The 17,556-nt window shown below is 41.5% G+C and carries 14 protein-coding genes, 1 tRNA gene and 1 pseudogene; 12 read left to right on the forward strand and 4 right to left on the reverse strand.

Translation table 11 applies throughout. The annotated features are described in order from the left end of the window. Nucleotides 1–2: 2 nt before the first annotated feature. Nucleotides 3–1,025 (reverse strand): EF-P beta-lysylation protein EpmB, encoded by a 1,023-nt coding sequence (gene epmB / locus FTU46_RS07265; RefSeq protein ID WP_180104650.1) that lies wholly within the window; start codon nucleotides 1,023–1,025, stop codon nucleotides 3–5. Nucleotides 1,026–1,403: 378 nt separating this feature from the next. Between epmB and efp the strand changes: the two genes are divergently transcribed. The 7 genes from efp (at nucleotide 1,404) to FTU46_RS07300 (ending at nucleotide 8,948) form a co-directional block, all read left to right on the forward strand. Next, on the forward strand, nucleotides 1,404–1,973 hold the full coding sequence (efp, locus tag FTU46_RS07270) for an elongation factor P (RefSeq protein ID WP_004782608.1): 570 nt from the start codon (nucleotides 1,404–1,406) through the stop codon (nucleotides 1,971–1,973). A gap of 170 nt (nucleotides 1,974–2,143) precedes the next feature. Next, nucleotides 2,144–4,243, forward strand: a complete 2,100-nt coding sequence (locus FTU46_RS07275) for a carbon starvation CstA family protein (RefSeq protein ID WP_034702078.1) — start codon at nucleotides 2,144–2,146, stop codon at nucleotides 4,241–4,243. A gap of 10 nt (nucleotides 4,244–4,253) precedes the next feature. Further along, the gene (locus FTU46_RS07280; RefSeq protein WP_004782606.1) at nucleotides 4,254–4,556 is read left to right on the forward strand and encodes a YbdD/YjiX family protein; all 303 of its coding nucleotides are present in this window, start codon (nucleotides 4,254–4,256) and stop codon (nucleotides 4,554–4,556) included. Nucleotides 4,557–4,946: 390 nt separating this feature from the next. Then, nucleotides 4,947–5,897, forward strand: coding sequence for a MoxR family ATPase (locus FTU46_RS07285; RefSeq protein ID WP_180104651.1), 951 nt, complete (start codon nucleotides 4,947–4,949; stop codon nucleotides 5,895–5,897). 12 nt (nucleotides 5,898–5,909) lie between these two features. After that, nucleotides 5,910–6,815, forward strand: coding sequence for a DUF58 domain-containing protein (locus FTU46_RS07290; RefSeq protein WP_180104652.1), 906 nt, complete (start codon nucleotides 5,910–5,912; stop codon nucleotides 6,813–6,815). 11 nt (nucleotides 6,816–6,826) lie between these two features. Beyond that, a complete protein-coding gene (locus FTU46_RS07295) occupies nucleotides 6,827–8,824 on the forward strand; it encodes a DUF3488 and transglutaminase-like domain-containing protein (protein ID WP_180104653.1) in 1,998 nt (665 codons plus the stop codon). Nucleotides 8,825–8,871: 47 nt separating this feature from the next. Continuing rightward, a tRNA-Val gene (locus FTU46_RS07300) sits at nucleotides 8,872–8,948 on the forward strand. Between the two features lie 751 nt (nucleotides 8,949–9,699). On the opposite strand, the gene FTU46_RS07305 is transcribed toward FTU46_RS07300, so the two are convergent. Beyond that, nucleotides 9,700–10,032, reverse strand: a complete 333-nt coding sequence (locus tag FTU46_RS07305; protein ID WP_180003639.1) for a hypothetical protein — start codon at nucleotides 10,030–10,032, stop codon at nucleotides 9,700–9,702. 971 nt (nucleotides 10,033–11,003) lie between these two features. On the opposite strand from FTU46_RS07305, the gene FTU46_RS07310 reads away from it, so the two are divergent. Beyond that, a complete protein-coding gene (locus FTU46_RS07310; protein WP_179992269.1) occupies nucleotides 11,004–13,241 on the forward strand; it encodes an NADP-dependent isocitrate dehydrogenase in 2,238 nt (745 codons plus the stop codon). Nucleotides 13,242–13,489: 248 nt separating this feature from the next. Further along, complete coding sequence (locus FTU46_RS07315; RefSeq protein ID WP_180104654.1) at nucleotides 13,490–14,533, forward strand: metallophosphoesterase; 1,044 nt, start codon at nucleotides 13,490–13,492, stop codon at nucleotides 14,531–14,533. A 43-nt stretch (nucleotides 14,534–14,576) separates the two neighbouring features. Here the strand turns inward: FTU46_RS07315 and FTU46_RS07320 are convergent, their stop codons facing one another. Further along, nucleotides 14,577–14,999 (reverse strand): OsmC family protein, encoded by a 423-nt coding sequence (locus FTU46_RS07320; RefSeq protein WP_004782528.1) that lies wholly within the window; start codon nucleotides 14,997–14,999, stop codon nucleotides 14,577–14,579. A gap of 147 nt (nucleotides 15,000–15,146) precedes the next feature. Here FTU46_RS07320 and crp point away from each other — a divergent pair, with 147 nt between their 5' ends. From crp to FTU46_RS07335, 3 genes are all read left to right on the forward strand, one after another. Then, entirely contained in the window at nucleotides 15,147–15,854 is a 708-nt protein-coding gene (gene crp, locus FTU46_RS07325; RefSeq protein WP_004782527.1) for a cAMP-activated global transcriptional regulator CRP, read from the forward strand. Nucleotides 15,855–16,047: 193 nt separating this feature from the next. Further along, nucleotides 16,048–17,097 carry an NADP(H)-dependent aldo-keto reductase gene (locus FTU46_RS07330; RefSeq protein WP_159123982.1) on the forward strand — a complete coding sequence of 350 codons (1,050 nt, stop codon included), beginning with the start codon at nucleotides 16,048–16,050 and terminating at the stop codon, nucleotides 17,095–17,097. A 140-nt stretch (nucleotides 17,098–17,237) separates the two neighbouring features. Further along, entirely contained in the window at nucleotides 17,238–17,450 is a 213-nt protein-coding gene (locus FTU46_RS07335; RefSeq protein WP_257224614.1) for a hypothetical protein, read from the forward strand. 1 nt (nucleotide 17,451) lies between these two features. Here FTU46_RS07335 and FTU46_RS07340 read toward each other — a convergent pair. Continuing rightward, a pseudogene (locus FTU46_RS07340) lies at nucleotides 17,452–17,556 on the reverse strand (IS5/IS1182 family transposase); the annotation flags it as partial.

Here is a 17,556-nt window from a genome sequence, read left to right on the forward strand (position 1 = left end):
ATTTAACTCAAAAATGTTGAAACCCCAAAAAGCGGTGTCTTATTCTTCTCGCCCGCTATTTCTCGAACTAGTTTAGGAACCAGATACCCCGGTAGGTTCGCTAAAACTTCTGTATAAATCTCATTGATGTGCTCAGCAGATAAATCAAAATGATGCGCACCTTTTACTTTATCAAGTACATGTAAATAATAGGGCATCACGCCAGCATCAAACAAGCGATAGCTTAAATCAATCAAAACTTGAGCAGAATCATTAACCCCTTTTAATAAAACTGCCTGATTGAGTACCGTGATCTGATGCTGAACCAGCTGATTAAGCTGCTTACAGGTCAGGTCATCCAGCTCTGATGCATGGTTCGAGTGTACCACTAGAATAATACGTAGCCTACTGTTTTTTAACATGCTTAGTAGCTCTTCGTCGATCCGGTTTGGGATCACAATAGGAACTCGTGAATGTATTCTTAAAAATTTGAGATGTGGTACCGATTCTAGTCGTTCAATCCAGGTTTTTAATTTTCGGTTCGATAAGGTTAGTGGATCGCCACCACTCAGAATGACTTCATTAATATCCGGCTGGCTTTCCAGATATTGTTTGATATTGATCCAGTCCTCATTTTTAGGCAGGTTTTCCTGATAGGGGAAATGGCGTCGGAAACAGTAACGACAGTGGACAGCACAGGCACCGGTTAAGGTCAGTAAAAAACGTGACTTGTATTTATGTAGAACACCAGGCTGCTGGTTGGCCTGTTCTTCACCTAGGGGATCGGTGACAAATCCCGGATGGTCTTCCAGTTCCAGATGATGCGGTAACACTTGTAATAAAAGTGGATCTAAAGGATTGCCTGGCTGCATTCTGGAAACAAAAGCTCGTGGCACACGTAATTTAAAGGCTTGAGAGGCCAGCAGAGCACCAGATAACAGCTGATCTGGAGAAAGCTGTAGAATTTGCAGTAATTCCTGTGGATCGGTGATCAGGTCGCTCAGTTGCGATTGCCAATTTGCTTCTTGATATAAATACTGTGTCATGCCGGAAGATCAAAAAAAGATGAAGGCGATAGCCAGAAGTGCGCAGTTTAGCAGTTTGTCTACAGATGGGAATGTGAAAGCCGGCTAAAATTTCTCTAAACACGATCAGTTTGCTATGGTATGCAAAAGCATAGAGACTTTTATGTGCTTGGAAGACTGGTTGTGCACCAGTATTGGAATAGCTGATGTTAAGTTAAGCAGTGTCAGCAAGTTAAAACCGATTTTTTCGTTGCGACTTGGTGTATTGCTCATTTAGAATACGCAACATTAAATGAATGTGCATGTGGCAACTCATGTTCGTGTCAGACTTGCTAAATGACATTGCAACAGCCCATAGCATCAATAGCTTAAAGTTAGTAAGTTTGGAGTGAGCCAATCATGGCCTATTATTCTACGAACGATTTCAAGTCTGGCCTGAAGGTTATGCTTGATGGTAACCCATGTTCAATCATGGAAAACGAATACGTTAAACCAGGTAAAGGCCAGGCGTTCAACCGCGTTAAATTACGTAACCTTCGCAGTGGTAAAGTTTTGGAAAAAACTTTTAAATCTGGTGATTCTCTAGAAGCTGCAGACATCGTAGAAGTAGAAATGGAATATTTGTACAACGATGGCGAAATGTGGAACTTCATGGATCCTGTAACCTTTGAACAGATCGCTGCTGATAAAACAGCAATGGGCGATGCTGCAAAATGGTTAAAAGACGATTCAAATGAAAAATGTACTATCATGTTATGGAATGGCGTACCTTTAACAGTAAGCCCACCAAACTTTGTAGTATTAAAAATTGTTGAAACTGATCCAGGCGTTCGTGGTGATACTTCTGGCGGTGGCGGTAAACCAGCGAAACTTGAAACAGGTGCGGTAGTACGTGTTCCATTATTCGTTCAGCAAGAAGAAAGCGTTCGCGTAGACACCCGTACTGGTGACTATTTAGAACGTGCATAATGGTCGGAAAATAGACTATTATCAAAGGGGATGACTAAAATCATCCCTTTTTTTATGCCAAAGTCTTAGAGGAATTCGAAAGGAACAAGCGTAAAGTCGCAAGGGAAAACAGCAGTACCTCGAATAAAAAAATCACGCTGATTTATATGCTTCACAAAATGAGGGATTGAATGGAAACTTTACAACAGAAGTCAACCATGACTTCGAAAATCATCTGGCTCCTGGTAGCCATAGTCGGGGCAGTCTCCTTCGGGATACTTGCACTCAGTCGTGGTGAGCATGTGAATGCAGTCTGGCTGGTACTGGCCGCAGCCTGTGTGTACAGCATCGCTTACCGTTTCTACAGTTTATTTATTGCCAATAAAGTTTTTGAACTGAACGCACGCCGTTTAACACCCGCACATCGTCTGGGTGATGGTCTGGATTATGTGCCGACCAATAAAAGTGTGTTATTCGGTCACCATTTTGCCGCGATTGCCGGTGCGGGTCCTTTAGTCGGTCCAATCCTTGCAGCGCAGATGGGTTATTTGCCGGGCACGATCTGGCTACTGGTCGGTGTGGTACTGGCAGGTGCGGTACAGGACTTCCTGGTACTGTTTATTTCTACCCGTCGTGACGGCCGTTCACTGGGTGAAATGGCAAAACAGGAACTGGGTACCTTTGCTGGTATTATCGTGATGCTTGGTGCGCTGGGTGTGATGATCATCATCCTAGCAGTATTGGCGCTAGTGGTTGTCAAAGCACTGACCAATAGTCCATGGGGCGTATTCAGTATTGCCGCTACGATTCCGATCGCCATCTTCATGGGTATCTACATGCGATTTATCCGTCCGGGTAAAATTGCAGAAGTTTCGATCATTGGTTTCGTATTGATGATGCTTGGCATTATCTATGGTGAAAACGTTGCACAGCATCCGTACTGGGGACAGCTATTTACCTTAACAGGTACTGAGCTGACTTGGGCTTTGATCATTTATGGTTTTATTGCATCGGTATTGCCCGTCTGGTTATTACTTGCACCACGTGACTATTTATCTACCTTCCTGAAAATTGGTGTAATTGCCGGTCTGGCGATTGGTATTCTGTTCGCGATGCCGGAAATGAAATTGCCAGCGATTACCAAATTTGTTGATGGTACAGGCCCAGTATTCGCTGGTTCAATGTTCCCATTTCTGTTTATTACCATTGCCTGCGGTGCGATTTCCGGTTTCCACGCACTGGTTTCTTCAGGTACGACACCGAAACTGGTCAACAACGAACGCGATATCCGGATAATCGGTTATGGCGGTATGTTGATGGAATCATTTGTTGCGATCATGGCTTTGATCTGTGCCGCGATTCTTGATCCAGGTGTGTACTTCGCGATTAACTCACCAGCAGCACTACTAGGTACAACCGTAGATACTGCAGCTGAAGCAGTACGTAATCTTGGTTTTGTGGTAACGCCTGAAGCGCTGACTCTCTTGGCTCAGGAAGTAGGTGAGAACTCGATTCTGTCACGTACGGGTGGTGCACCAACTTTCGCGATTGGTATGGCGCATATCATTACCGAAATCTTTAACAGCCGTGAAATGATGGCCTTCTGGTATCACTTTGCAATTCTGTTTGAAGCTTTATTCATTTTGACAGCGGTAGATGCGGGTACTCGTGCATGTCGCTTCATGGTTCAGGATACAGTTGGTATCGTGATTCCTGCGGTAAAACAATCTCATAACTTCTTCGGTAATATGCTGGGTACAGCCGTTGCTGTTGCTGGCTGGGGTTTCTTCGTTTATCAGGGCGTTGTTGATCCATTAGGCGGTATTAATAGCTTATGGCCATTGTTCGGTATTGGTAACCAGATTCTGGCTGCAATGGCATTGATTTTGGGTACTGTGATTCTGTTCAAGATGAAGAAAGAGAAATATGTGTGGGTAACCATTGTTCCAACCGTATTCCTGTTTATTACTTCAATGACGGCAGGCTGGCAGAAGATTTTCCATGAAAATCCAAAGATCGGTTTCCTGGCACAGGCAGAGCGTTTCAATACGGCAATTGCGAATAATGAAATTCTGGCACCAGCGAAAACCCTGGCTGAAATGCAGACTGTCGCAATGTCGAACCAGATCAACGCAGCACTTTGTGGCTTCTTCATGATCGTAGCGTTTGTAATGCTATTTGCTGCGATTGGCGTGATCCGTCGTGCCCTGGCGAGCCCGGTACCAACCGTAAATGAAGCAGAAGCAGTATATCGCGATCCTGAAGAAATTCAGCCTGCAAAAGGACATTAAGGAGCAGCGCATGAACTTGAAGTTTGCTAAAGGTGGAAAAGCGGTTATCTATAAAATCATCAAGATGACCGTGATGTCACAAAAAGACTTAATCCTGAACCCGAAAAACTGGTCACGGATTGCGACGTTGTGGCAGCGTTTACAGCAGAGTTTCCGCCTGATGGTGGGTGTGCCTGATTATCAGACCTATTTGGCGCATATGAAAAAGCACCATCCTGATCTGGAAGCGATGGACCCTAAAACATTTTATCGTCACTGTGTAGATTCGCGTTATCCCTCTGCCGGTGGAGATATGAAGAAGTGTCCATGCTAATAGATGAATAAAATGAGCGCCTTTCGGGGCGCTTTTTTATGGGCAAATTTTAGGATTCAAACAAGATAAAACAAAATTATGATCTATTTTGACATTGGGAATTTAAATTTTTAAAAGTCTTTACCTTTTAGGTATAAAATCAAATCTCAAAGGTTTTTAATAGCCTGTTATTTCTAATAAATATGCCAAGGAAAATGCAATTTTTCTAAACTTTAATCTTAAAGTTTCAATTGGTTCTTATAGGAAATTTAATCATATAAAATTTCTAAAATTCCCAATTTATTCTGCAGAAATAAAGTCGGCAGATGACTGATCTTTGGGGAATTTTAAAAAACAGTGTATGTTAATCCTACAGCATGTTTTATTAGGGAAAATATTGTGATCTGGGGCATGAAACAAAAAGAAAAGCTGGATATTGCGCACAACAATGATGAGCTTGAACAGAAGCTGGCTGATTATGCCCCCAAGATTCAAAAATTTTTCCAAGAAATTAATGCGATTGTTCTGGATAAACATGCACAGACCAGATTAGCCCTATGCTGTCTTATTGCAGGCGGACACGTATTATTTGAAGATTTACCCGGTTTGGGCAAGACAACATTGGCAAGCAGCCTAGCCTATCTTACAGGACTAAAATTTCAGCGGATTCAGTTTACCAATGACATGCTGGCCAGTGATGTGATCGGTATCAATATGTTTAACCAGAAAGAACATCAGTTCGAGTTTAAACAGGGGCCTATTTTTACCCAGATTTTGCTGGCAGATGAAATTAACCGTTCCAGTCCCAAAACTCAGAGTGCCTTGCTAGAAGCGATGGAGGAAGGCTATGCCACTGTGGATGGGATACGTTATGCATTGCCTAAGCCATTCTGGGTAATCGCGACCCAGAACCCGTTATTTCAAAGTGGCACGTATGTCTTGCCTGAATCCCAACTTGACCGTTTTTTAATGCGCCTGTCTTTGGGTTACCCATCCCGTCATGCTGAAAAACTGTTATTACAGCAAGAATCCCGTTTTGCCTTGATCGCTAGCTTGGCACATGTATTTACTGAAAATGAAGTGCTGGAATTACAGCAGTTGACCCAGCAGATTTTTATCAGTGAAGCAGTTCAGGAATATATGCTGGATCTAGCAGAAGAAACCCGTAAGAAACGCCAAGGCTTATCAACACGAGGTTTGCTGGCGCTTAAACGTGCAGCACAGGCGAATGCCATTATTCAGCAACGTAGCTTTGTAACTCCGGACGATGTACAAGCCGTTTTTGTGGCAGTCGCCGCCCATCGTCTGGGGCTGAGCGATGCAGAAACATTAAATGTGATGCAACAGGTCGCAGTCAGTTAAAGGAGTCCGCTCTTGGATAAAACCTGGCAAAACTGGCTGGCGAAACGCTTTCAATTTTCACAGCAAAAACGACTTTCTCAAAAGGATGTACTGGTCTTTATTTACCAGCAGGGTTATCTGTATCTGGTTTTGATTTTTATCACCTTTATTGCTGGCGTGAACTATGCCAATAACCTGATCTTAGGCTTCTGTTTTCTGATTAGTGCAGTGCTATGTGTTAGCTTCTATCTGACCTTTAAACAGTTGCATGATCTGGATATCGAAATGGTTGCTGAAGACGTCGGGCAGGTGGGTCATGCGCTTAATCTACATTTTTATTTTCAGCAAGCGACAGCCCGGCCACGTTATCTGTATATCAAGGCCGGCAATCAGCTGGAGAAAGTTTATCTGACTGAACAAAAGCAGCATTGGGTGCTGCCATTTTATGCGGAACGTCGCGGTAAATTTGAGTATCCGGTGATTCAGATTTATTCGGTTTATCCCTTTGGCCTGGTTCGAGCCTGGACCTATCTTTATCATCATCAGTTTGCCTGGGTGGCACCTAAAGCTCAAATCAATACTTCAGAAAACAAGATTTATCAAAATAGCTTTGAGCCAGATATGGATGAATTCCGTGAATTACGTAACTATCAATCTGGAGACTCACTGCAGGCAGTTTCCTGGAAACAGTTTGCACGTGGGCAAGGCTTGTATGTCAAAGTCTTTGAACAGTATCAGGATGAACATAGCATCGAAATTCATTATGAACATATGCCTAGCCAGTCGCATGAGGAGAAACTGGGCTTGATGATGGAGCTAATTGAGCAATGTGAGCAGCAGCAATGTGCATATGCGTTGCATTTACCTCAGGCAGAATTGCCGCAGGGAGCAGGTGAAGAACAGTTACGTAAGGCCAAACAATTATTGGCTCAGGCATAACGGGTGAATCTATGATTGATGGAAAAATCCGAATTTCGATCGTCTTGACCCTAGGCTTGATCATCTTGGCCCAAGTAGCTTTTATCCCGGTGCTGCTCAGCATTATCTTTGTCATTAGCTTACTGTGTATCTGGATTTTTCTTAAACGGCAAAAGCCATTTCCTAAAATAGGAACTTTTCTACTCACGACTTTAGCATTAGGCAGTATTTATCTTAGCCACCGTAGTTTTATTGGAGTGGAGGCAGGTGTTGCAGTTCTTTCCACTTTTTTATTTGCCAAATCACTGGAAACGAAAAACCGGCGGGATCTGGTTATCCTGTTTAATTTTGCACTTTTTGTTGCGGCCAGTTCATTTCTATATAGCCAATCTTTTGGCATGGCTGTTGTGATTATTCTATGCTTATTAAGCTGTCTAATTGGCTTATACCGGATTCAGACCAGTGAGTTTCAGCAGAGTCAGCAATCACCACGTATAGCCTTACAGCAAGATGCCAAATATGTCGGCAGATTTGTGCTTTATGCTCTGCCGTTTTTTATTTTGTTATTCATTTTCTTTCCGCGTTTGCCACCGCTTTGGCATATCCCAATTCCAGAAAATAAAGGTATAACCGGAATCGGTGACAGTATGTCACCGGGAGATATTGCTGAATTATCTCAATCTAATGCTCTGGCTTTCCGGATTATTGGGGATGTTAGTAAACTGCCGCCACGTTCAGAGTTGTATTGGCGGGCATTAGTTTTAGATGAGTATGATGGACAGCGCTGGACCAGTAGCTTTATTAATCAGCAGCCTTTAATCCGTCAGCCTGGAGAAGTTGTTCCAGTATCTTCATCAGGGTGGAATTACCAATATTTGGCTGCTGATCCTTCTGTGTTCTGGGTGATGGGCCTGGAAAAATCGATGCCTTTGGAACGCCGTTATTATAATCGTCAGGACTGGAGTATCGTACCAAGGCGTTTAACCCAACGAGTAGAACCGATCCATTTGCAATGGCTGGGTAATCACAATGCTGAAAGTGCTCTACCAGAACAATTTGTTCAGCGACTGAATACCCAGACTCAAGTCCATTTGGATACTCAGGCACAACAGCTGGCACAGCGTTTATATCTACAAAGTGGGGAGGATCCGCGACGTTATATCCGAACAGTCTTGAACTGGTACCAGCAAAATCATTTTGTATATACCCTGAAACCAGGTGTACTCGGCAAAAACCGGATTGATGAATTTCTGTTTAAATCCCGGCAGGGTTTTTGTGAGCACTATGCTTCCAGTTTCGTGATGCTGATGCGATATGTGGGAATTCCGGCACGTGTGGTCACAGGTTATCAAGGCGGACAATTGGCACTCGATGGGAAAAGTTGGGAGGTTCGTCAATTGGATGCTCATGCCTGGACAGAAGTCTGGATTAACCAAAGATGGCAGCGTTTTGATCCTACCGCAATGGTAGCCCCGCAACGTATTGATGATGGGATGCAAAATTTAATCTCGCAAGATGAGCGAGTATGGGCAAGTAATTCTGGCTGGACATTACACCGTAATATATGGCTGACCAAACTAAGAGTCTGGAGTGATTATGCAAGTTACCAATGGCAAAGTAAGGTCGTAGGCTATAATGCCGAATCACAGCAGGGCTGGTTAGCGAAACTGGGTCTAAGTTCAGTCTATTCCAGCGTAATTATTTTAATATCTGGTATTGGCATACTCGTACTGCTTTATATTTTAAAAATCTATTTTAAAAATAGGCAGTTACAGTCACCTTTTGAACATTCTATTCAGCAGTTTAATCAGTCTTTGAAAAAAAAATTAAAAAGACAACCCGCAGAGACTTTTCATCAGTGGATGTTACGGCTATCTCAGCAAGTTCAGGATAAAGATCAGTCTGTATTCTTTGAAGCAATTAGACTATTTGAAAAATCAATTTATTCAGGCAGGAAATTCTCAGACCAAGATCTGAAACAATTCAAAGATTTGCTTAAAACTTGTACGTATATATTGAAAATTAAATGAAAAGACTTGTTTTGAGATCGAAAAATTTATAATATGCCAAGCATTCTAGGTGTATAGCTCAGTTGGTTAGAGCGCTACGTTGACATCGTAGAGGTCTCCAGTTCGAGTCTGGATATACCTACCAGGATTCAAAAACTAATGTTATAAGGGTTTTAAGCGAAAACAGTAGCTTAAAACCCTTTTTTTATACCTACAATAAAAAGTATCTTTATCCGCGTTATCCTTAAAATCGCTGCTTTTTACCGATTATACAGCTTAATTTACGTCAAGGTTACGACAAGAATTTTGGAAAGTACGTCATGAAATTAACTGAGCCAAGAATAAGAAAGTACATTGAATCTTTTGATAATAAAATAATGCTATGAATAAGGTCAGATCATTCTGTTATATGGACATTTCGGTTTGCACTTAAAACTGCAATGTGATGGGGGAAATGGGTATAAAGATAAAAAATATTTACGATAGAAATGTTCATCTGCCAAAGACTAAAAATGGTGATGCACTTAATATGCCGTTAACTATAAAGGCTATAGAGCTTCTGGATTTGATTCAATATGACGGACTTAATATTAATCCCTCAAAAAGAGAATTCATTTAAGTTGATATGGAAACGTAGAAAGCAAAAGGCAGGGCTTCCAGATATTCATTTTTATGACACGCGACATAGAGCACTCAACCCTTTGTGAATAAATAGAAATTATCGATTGATGTGCTGGCCCTGATCACTGGGCGTATATCAAAGTGCTGGCAAATACTTACTACACCCGGGATCGAAGATATTGCTGACATGTTAGAGGCTGCATACGAAAAGCCTTATTCAGTTAATGGGGTAGGGTGAGTAGTGAGGCTGAGGATTTTTGTGTGATATGAGATTGTTAATCTTCAGTTATCGTAAAGTGATGTCTCATTAAGTCAGTATTATTTGCATCATTTATTATAGAAATTAATACATCATATATAGCAGTTAGCTCATCTAGACTATGGAAAGCGCTCTTTCTGTTTATACGCTTACACATATCAAAAATATCTTCTTGGACTTCTTCAGCATGGTTAATTTTTTCTTTAGTGAGTGTAATTAACTTTCGAATATCACCTTCTATTACTTCGCTATTCTGATCGAGTGATTTGATAGACCCTTCCGACAATTTCAATATTTTTTTAAAATTATTTATTTTTAATGCGTTTTTATCTAAAGCTATGAGTGACATATTAAGGGATTGTATCTTTAATTCAAATTTTCTTTGTTCATCTGCACGATCTTCCTGTTTTTTGCAATTTTTATCTGTTCAATTATTTGTCTATAACCAAAAATTGCAAGACTTAGCGCTAATATGCCTATCAGAATCTGAATCTGTCCTGAATTGCTCTCAGCCCATGTCGAAAAACTAACTAAATAATTCAGCATAAAATAAGTCCTTATTGTAAATTAATCAGCATTCTACCCAAATTTAATTAGAAGATTCTTATTAATTAAACCAACATACTGGCATTATCTAAAGCCTATTAAACCAATAGAACCATTTTTTTTATTTGAATTACGGTCGATACATTTCCAGTGTTTGTAAAGGTAATTAAAAAAATGCACATAATTTAAACTGAACAAAGAGTAGAAAGGTGACTATTATTTAGGTTGTCTTAAGCCTTTAGGATTAACTATCAATTTATCAGGTGCAGATCATAAATTTCGATAGGGAATAGCAGATCTGTTTCAATTCGCTTTTTAACCCATACTTATGGAAATTACGGCCATTGATAATTTATTTTCATGATACCCAACATGTAGATAAAAATTGATGGCAAAAAACCGAATTAAGCACACATTAAGTTTATAGGTGAATTTGTCTGATTTTTAATTTAAGTAATTGAATTATAATGATTAAATTATAATTTTTGGTAAAATTAAGCAAAATCTGCAAATTAACCTTCTAATGCACAAATCGCATGGTTTGGCAATGTGCCGATTCGAAAAAAGGTTCATTTTCACGTAGAATACTGCTGTCGGTGAATCACGCTGACAATTTTTACGAATTTTTCAGGCAAAGTTGAATATGTATTGATATTCCTTTGACTGAGGTGCAACCAGCACCACTACTTTCAAAGTTTATTTAAGTAACCGGTTCGCTGAAATTAGGCCAAAAGCCTGATGATCAGAAACTCAATCCAAAGCAAGGGGCTATATATGGCTGGTGGAAAGTCAACAATCATTTACACACTGACCGACGAGGCGCCATTATTGGCGACTTACTCTCTACTGCCGATCATTGAGACCTTTACTAAGCCGGCGGGCGTTGAGATTGTTAAGACAGACATCTCTGTAGCCGCACGCGTACTTGCAGAATTCGCAGACTATCTAAGCGATGAGCAGAAAGTTTCAGATAACCTGGCAGAATTAGGTCGTCTTACTCAGGACCCAGATACTAATATCATTAAACTCCCTAATATTAGTGCGTCTGTTGCTCAGTTGACGTCATGCATTAAAGAACTTCAGTCTAAGGGCTATGCACTGCCTGATTATCCGGAAAACCCGACTACTGAAGAAGAAAAAGCAATTAAAGCGCGTTATAGCAAGTGCCTAGGTTCAGCAGTGAACCCAGTACTTCGTGAAGGTAACTCTGACCGTCGTGCGCCGACAGCAGTGAAAAACTACGCGAAAAAACACCCACATTCTATGGGTGAATGGAAACCTTGGTCACAAACTCACGTTTCTCACATGCAAGAAGGCGACTTCTACCATGGCGAAAAGTCTATGACTTTAGACCGTGCACGTAATGTGAAAATGGAACTGATCACCAAGTCTGGTGAAACTATCGTTCTTAAGCCAAAAGTTGCGCTTCAAGACGGCGAAATCATCGACTCAATGTTCATGAGCAAAAAAGCCCTTTGCGACTTCTATGAAAAAGAATTAGAAGATTGTAAAGAAGCTGGCATCCTGTTCTCTTTACACGTTAAAGCGACCATGATGAAAGTATCACACCCGATCGTATTCGGTCACTGTGTGCGTATTTACTACAAAGATGCGTTTGAGAAACACGGTAAATTATTCGACGAGCTCGGCATTAACGTAAACAACGGTATGGCTGGTCTTTACGAAAAAATCGAATCTTTACCGACTTCTTTACGTGAAGAAATCATTGAAGATCTTCATGCATGTCAAGAACACCGTCCAGCACTTGCGATGGTTGATTCTGCAAAAGGTATTACCAACTTCCATTCTCCAAACGACGTGATTGTAGATGCTTCTATGCCTGCAATGATCCGTACTGGCGGTAAAATGTGGGGTGCTGACGGTAAACCTTACGACTGTAAAGCAGTTATGCCTGAATCTACATTCGCACGTATTTATCAGGAAATGATCAACTTCTGTAAATGGAATGGTAACTTCGACCCACGTACTATGGGTACAGTTCCTAACGTTGGTCTGATGGCTCAAAAAGCTGAAGAATACGGTTCTCACGACAAGACTTTCGAAATTCCTGAAGCGGGTGTTGCGAACATCACTGACCTTGAAACTGGTGAAGTGTTGATGTCTCAAAACGTGGAAGAAGGTGATATCTGGCGTATGTGCCAGGTGAAAGACGCACCGATCCGCGACTGGGTGAAACTGGCTGTAACTCGTGCACGTAACTCTGGCATGCCAGCAATCTTCTGGCTTGACCCGTACCGTCCACACGAAAACGAACTGATCAAAAAAGTTCAAACATACCTGAAAGACCACGATACAGAAGGTCTAGACATCCAAATCATGTCTCAAGTACGTGCGATGCGTTATACACTTGAACGTGTTGCTCGCGGTCTGGATACGATTTCTGTGACTGGTAACATCCTGCGTGACTACCTGACTGACCTGTTCCCAATCATGGAGCTTGGTACTTCTGCGAAAATGCTGTCTATCGTGCCTCTAATGGCAGGTGGCGGTATGTACGAAACTGGTGCTGGTGGTTCTGCGCCTAAACACGTACAACAATTGGTAGAAGAAAACCACTTACGTTGGGATTCTCTAGGTGAGTTCTTGGCATTGGCTGTTTCTCTGGAAGAAATGGGCATTAAAGAAAACAATGCACGTGCGAAACTGCTCGCGAAAACACTGGATGCTGCGACTGGTAAATTGCTTGACAATGACAAGTCTCCATCACGTCGTACTGGCGAGCTAGACAACCGTGGCAGCCACTTCTACCTGGCTAAATTCTGGGCAGAAGAACTTGTAGCGCAAGACGAAGATACAGAATTGAAAGCGAAATTTGCACCGATCGCTCAGTCTCTTGCTGAAAATGAAGAGAAGATCGTAAGCGAATTGAATGCAGTTCAAGGCCAATCTGTAGATATCGGTGGTTACTATGCGGTTGATCCTGCGAAAGTAAATGCTGTAATGCGTCCAAGTGCTACATTGAACCAAATCATTGAATCACTAAATGCTTAATCAGGCTGTACTAGCTTTAAAGCTCGTAAAGTGAATAAAACCGGTGCTTAGGCGCCGGTTTTTTATTGTTTTTAGATATACATTTAGATAAGAAATGAAGAAATGAGATTTCAGTTAAGTTTCTGATCTATCGTTATTTGATTGAATAATCGAAATGATTAAAAAATAATTCTGAAATTGTTATATTGATTTAAAGTATAAGCGCTATATTAAAAAAAAGGTTTTATTGACCTGGGTAGGGTAGAGCCATGAGTAATCAGATATTCATACAGCAGACTTTTGATGGTCCGGTGGATATTGTTGGCGATATTCATGGTGAGATTGATGCGCTACATCAATTATTAAAAGTATTGGGCTACGATCTGCAAGGTCGTCATCCTGAACAGCGTAAACTGATTTTTGTCGGAGATCTGTGTGATCGTGGACCGGACAGTATCGCTGTCATCAGACAGGTTAAAACCTTAATAGAAAATGGCAATGCGCAATGCATTCTGGGTAATCATGAAATCAACTTGTTAACCGATACGCTACGGGAAGGTAATGGCTGGTTTTTTGGTTCACCGCATCAGGATGATCTCAAAACTTTTGATTCAGTTCAGGCTTCAATTCAGGATCGTGCATGGATTCTAGAATTTCTAAACAGCCTGCCTTTGGCTCTAGATGCACCCCATTTAAGAATTGTGCATGCTTGCTGGGATACGCAGGCAATTCAACAATTGAAATCTGTTCCTTTTAATTCAATCAGACAGGCTTATGATTATTTTGTCCTGAAAAATGAGCTTGAGTTACAGACTTTAGGCTTTGATGAATATATCCAGAGTGAACAGCAGCAATATCAGGGACAATTCAAGGATCCAGCAGCCAGTATTCCCTTATTAAAATATATCGCTGAAAAAGAGTTACGCGACCAGATGCAAAATCCGATTCGTACCTTAAGCTCAGGCGCAGAAAAAATTGCACAACGTCCAGTCTATGCAGGGGGGCGCTGGCGTATGATTGACCGTTTGCCATGGTGGGAGCGTTATACAGATAGGATACCTGTGGTGATTGGCCATTATTGGAGAAACTTTAAAACCACCGAAGAAAAATCCGGTCTGTTTAAGCATATTGATGCTCTGCAATGGTTTGGACAGCAGCAGAATGTATTCTGTGTCGACTATTCAGTGGGCAGGCGTTATCGTGACCGACAGCAACAGGCTGAGTATGCTCATCATCTTGGGGCTTTAAGACTGCCTGAAAATCTGGTGATTTTTGAAGATGGCCAGCAGTATTTCACTCAAAAAATGACGTAAAAAAAGCAGCCACGAAGACTGCTTTTTTAATGAAATTAGCGGATCATTCCACTTCTACAATTTCAAAATCGTGGGTGATTTCGACACCACCATCAGACAGCATTTTGCTGGCAGAGCAGTATTTCTCAGCAGAAAGCTCTACGGCTTTAGCGACCTGTTTCTCTTTGATGCCCTTACCGCTGACCACAAAGTGTAGATGGATTTTGGTAAATACCGCAGGAATTGTATCGGCACGTTCTGCTTTTAATTCACAGCGTACATCAGTAATCTCCTGACGTGCTTTCTTTAAAATCGTCACAATGTCAAAAGAAGCACAACCACCCAGACCGGTCAAAATCAGTTCCATTGGGCGAGGACCACGGTTTTCACCGCCATATTCAGGTGAACCATCCATGATGATACTGTGACCACTTTGAGTTTTTGCTTCAAAAGCAACATTCTCTAGCCAATGAACACTCGTTTGCATTGCAACTACCTAAAAAAAGCTATAAATTTACGAAGTAACTGTACACTAACATAAATTGGGTTGATAAGGAATTTCAATCCCACTGTGTGACAAGTTCACATTAGGTCTTGTGCGATCTATAAATTATCCATATTCGGAACTGTAAGCATGACTTCAAACTTTTCACAATTAAGCACAGACGCACTTTCGCCGGGGCAACTACCTGAATCAGTGAAAGCGTTATTAAAACGTGCATATATCAATCGCTATCCAAAACGTACCACGATCGTGGATGCAGGATCAGAATCTAAATCGCTGTATTTAATTCTGAAGGGGTCTGTATCTATCATTCTTCGTGAAGATGATGAACGTGAGATTGTGGTAGCTTATTTAAATGCGGGAGACTTCTTTGGGGAAATGGGTCTTTTCGAAGCAAATCCACAGCGTACTGCAGAAGTGCGTACTCGTGATGTCTGTGAAATTGCTGAAATTACCTATGAAAACTTTCATGAAATTAGCAAACAATATCCAGATCTAAGCTATGCAGTTTTTGCTCAGCTGGTTCGCCGTCTGAAAAATACCACACGTAAAGTGACTGACCTGGCATTTATCGATGTGTCTGGTCGTATTGCACGTTGTCTGATTGACCTGTCATCTCAGCCAGAAGCGATGATCTTGCCAAATGGTCGTCAGATCCGTATTACCCGTCAGGAAATTGGCCGTATTGTTGGGTGTTCACGTGAAATGGTCGGTCGTGTTCTAAAAACTCTAGAAGAACAGGGCATGATTGAAACCGATGGTAAGGCGATTCTGATTTTTGATGCATCGCTGGAAGAACCTGAAGCAGTGGGTGCTGGCGAGTTCGAAGACGAATAAGCCAAAAGCACGATAAAAAGCAAATCTTCGGGTTTGCTTTTTTTATTCCTGTTTAAAAATTTCAGCCTGATTCAGAACATAACAAATTGGCACAAGCTTGTTAGAAAAGATGATTTAAGTCCGTCTTATAATTCCGATAGGCTATAGCACACTTGCTCTTGATAAATAACAGATAAACTTAAAGGATATTTTTATGCAATTCAGACCATTGGCGGATACTGGGATTTTATTGCCAGAAATCTGTTTGGGCACCATGACTTTTGGTGAGCAAAATACTCAGGAAGAGGCTTTTCAGCAATTAGACTATGCCTTGGATCAAGGTTTATATTTCTGGGATACCGCAGAAATGTATCCGGTGCCACCCAAGCCTGAAACGCAAGGGGCAACTGAACGCATTATTGGTAACTGGATTGCTTCACGTGGTGGTCGTGACAAACTGTTTTTAGCTTCGAAAATTGCGGGTCCGTCACAAGGTGGGAGCCATATCCGTGATGGTCAGACCCGGTTTGTGGCAGATGAGATTGCATCAGCAATTGATAATTCATTGTCACGTTTGCAAACTGATTATATCGACCTGTACCAATTGCACTGGCCTCAGCGCGCAACCAATTTCTTTGGCAAGCTGGGTTATGGCAATGCAGAAGCTGCAGATGATCGTGCTGTCACGAATCTGGAAGAAACCCTGACTGCTTTGCATGACGAAATTAAGAAAGGTCGTATCCGTTATATTGGCCTGTCCAATGAAACACCTTGGGGCACCATGAAGTTCCTGCATCTGGCAGAGAAATTGGGACTTTCTAAATTTGTTAGCGTGCAAAATCCGTATAGCTTGCTGAATCGGACTTATGAAATTGGTATGTCGGAAATTGCCAAATACGAAGGTGTAGGTTTGCTGGCTTATTCTCCACTGGCATTCGGTTATCTGACTGGTAAATTCCGCAATGGTGCACGTCCAGCCAATGCACGTGTGACTTTATTTTCACGTTTTAGCCGTTATAGCAATCCGGAAAGCGAGTGGGCCGTCGAGCAGTATGCACAACTGGCTGAGCAGCATGGCCTGACCTTAACCCAGTTGTCACTGGCTTTCATTAAACAGCAGTTCTTCGTGACCAGTACCATTATCGGTGCGACCAATCTGGATCAGCTCAAAGAAAACATTCAGGCGTTTGACGTGAATCTGTCTGAAGAAGTCTTGCAGGGCATTGAAGCCATTCACCGTCAGCAGCCCAATCCGGCACCATAATCACGATATTACCATTCTAAAACACCCTCTAAGCGAGGGTGCTTTTAATTTGATGAGTAAATTTAATGATAAACAACATAGCAAGAAAAGGATAAAGGCAGCATAATCAAAACAAGATTCATTAATAGAATTTAATAAAAATGAATAATGAAACGGATATTTCTAAATCCCAAGTACTAGCTATAGCAATATTCAATCTCGCTGAACAGTTGCAATTGCAAGAATCTGAGCTTGCATTAGTTCTGGATCTATCTAAAGCAGAATTATCGTCAATCATAAATCAAAAAGAATTAGAACCAGATACTACCGCAGGTAAAAGAGCAATAACTTTAATCAATAGATTTCTTTCATAAGTCATTTTTCACTCAGCTCCAAGTTATAAATTCCAGCAATTAGATTGAATCTTAATGCTAGTCTTTTGCCTCGATTGCGATATCGCTCAGCAAGAATTTTGAAGGT

The organism is Acinetobacter sp. YH12108 (assembly GCF_013419055.1).
Lineage (GTDB): Bacteria > Pseudomonadota > Gammaproteobacteria > Pseudomonadales > Moraxellaceae > Acinetobacter.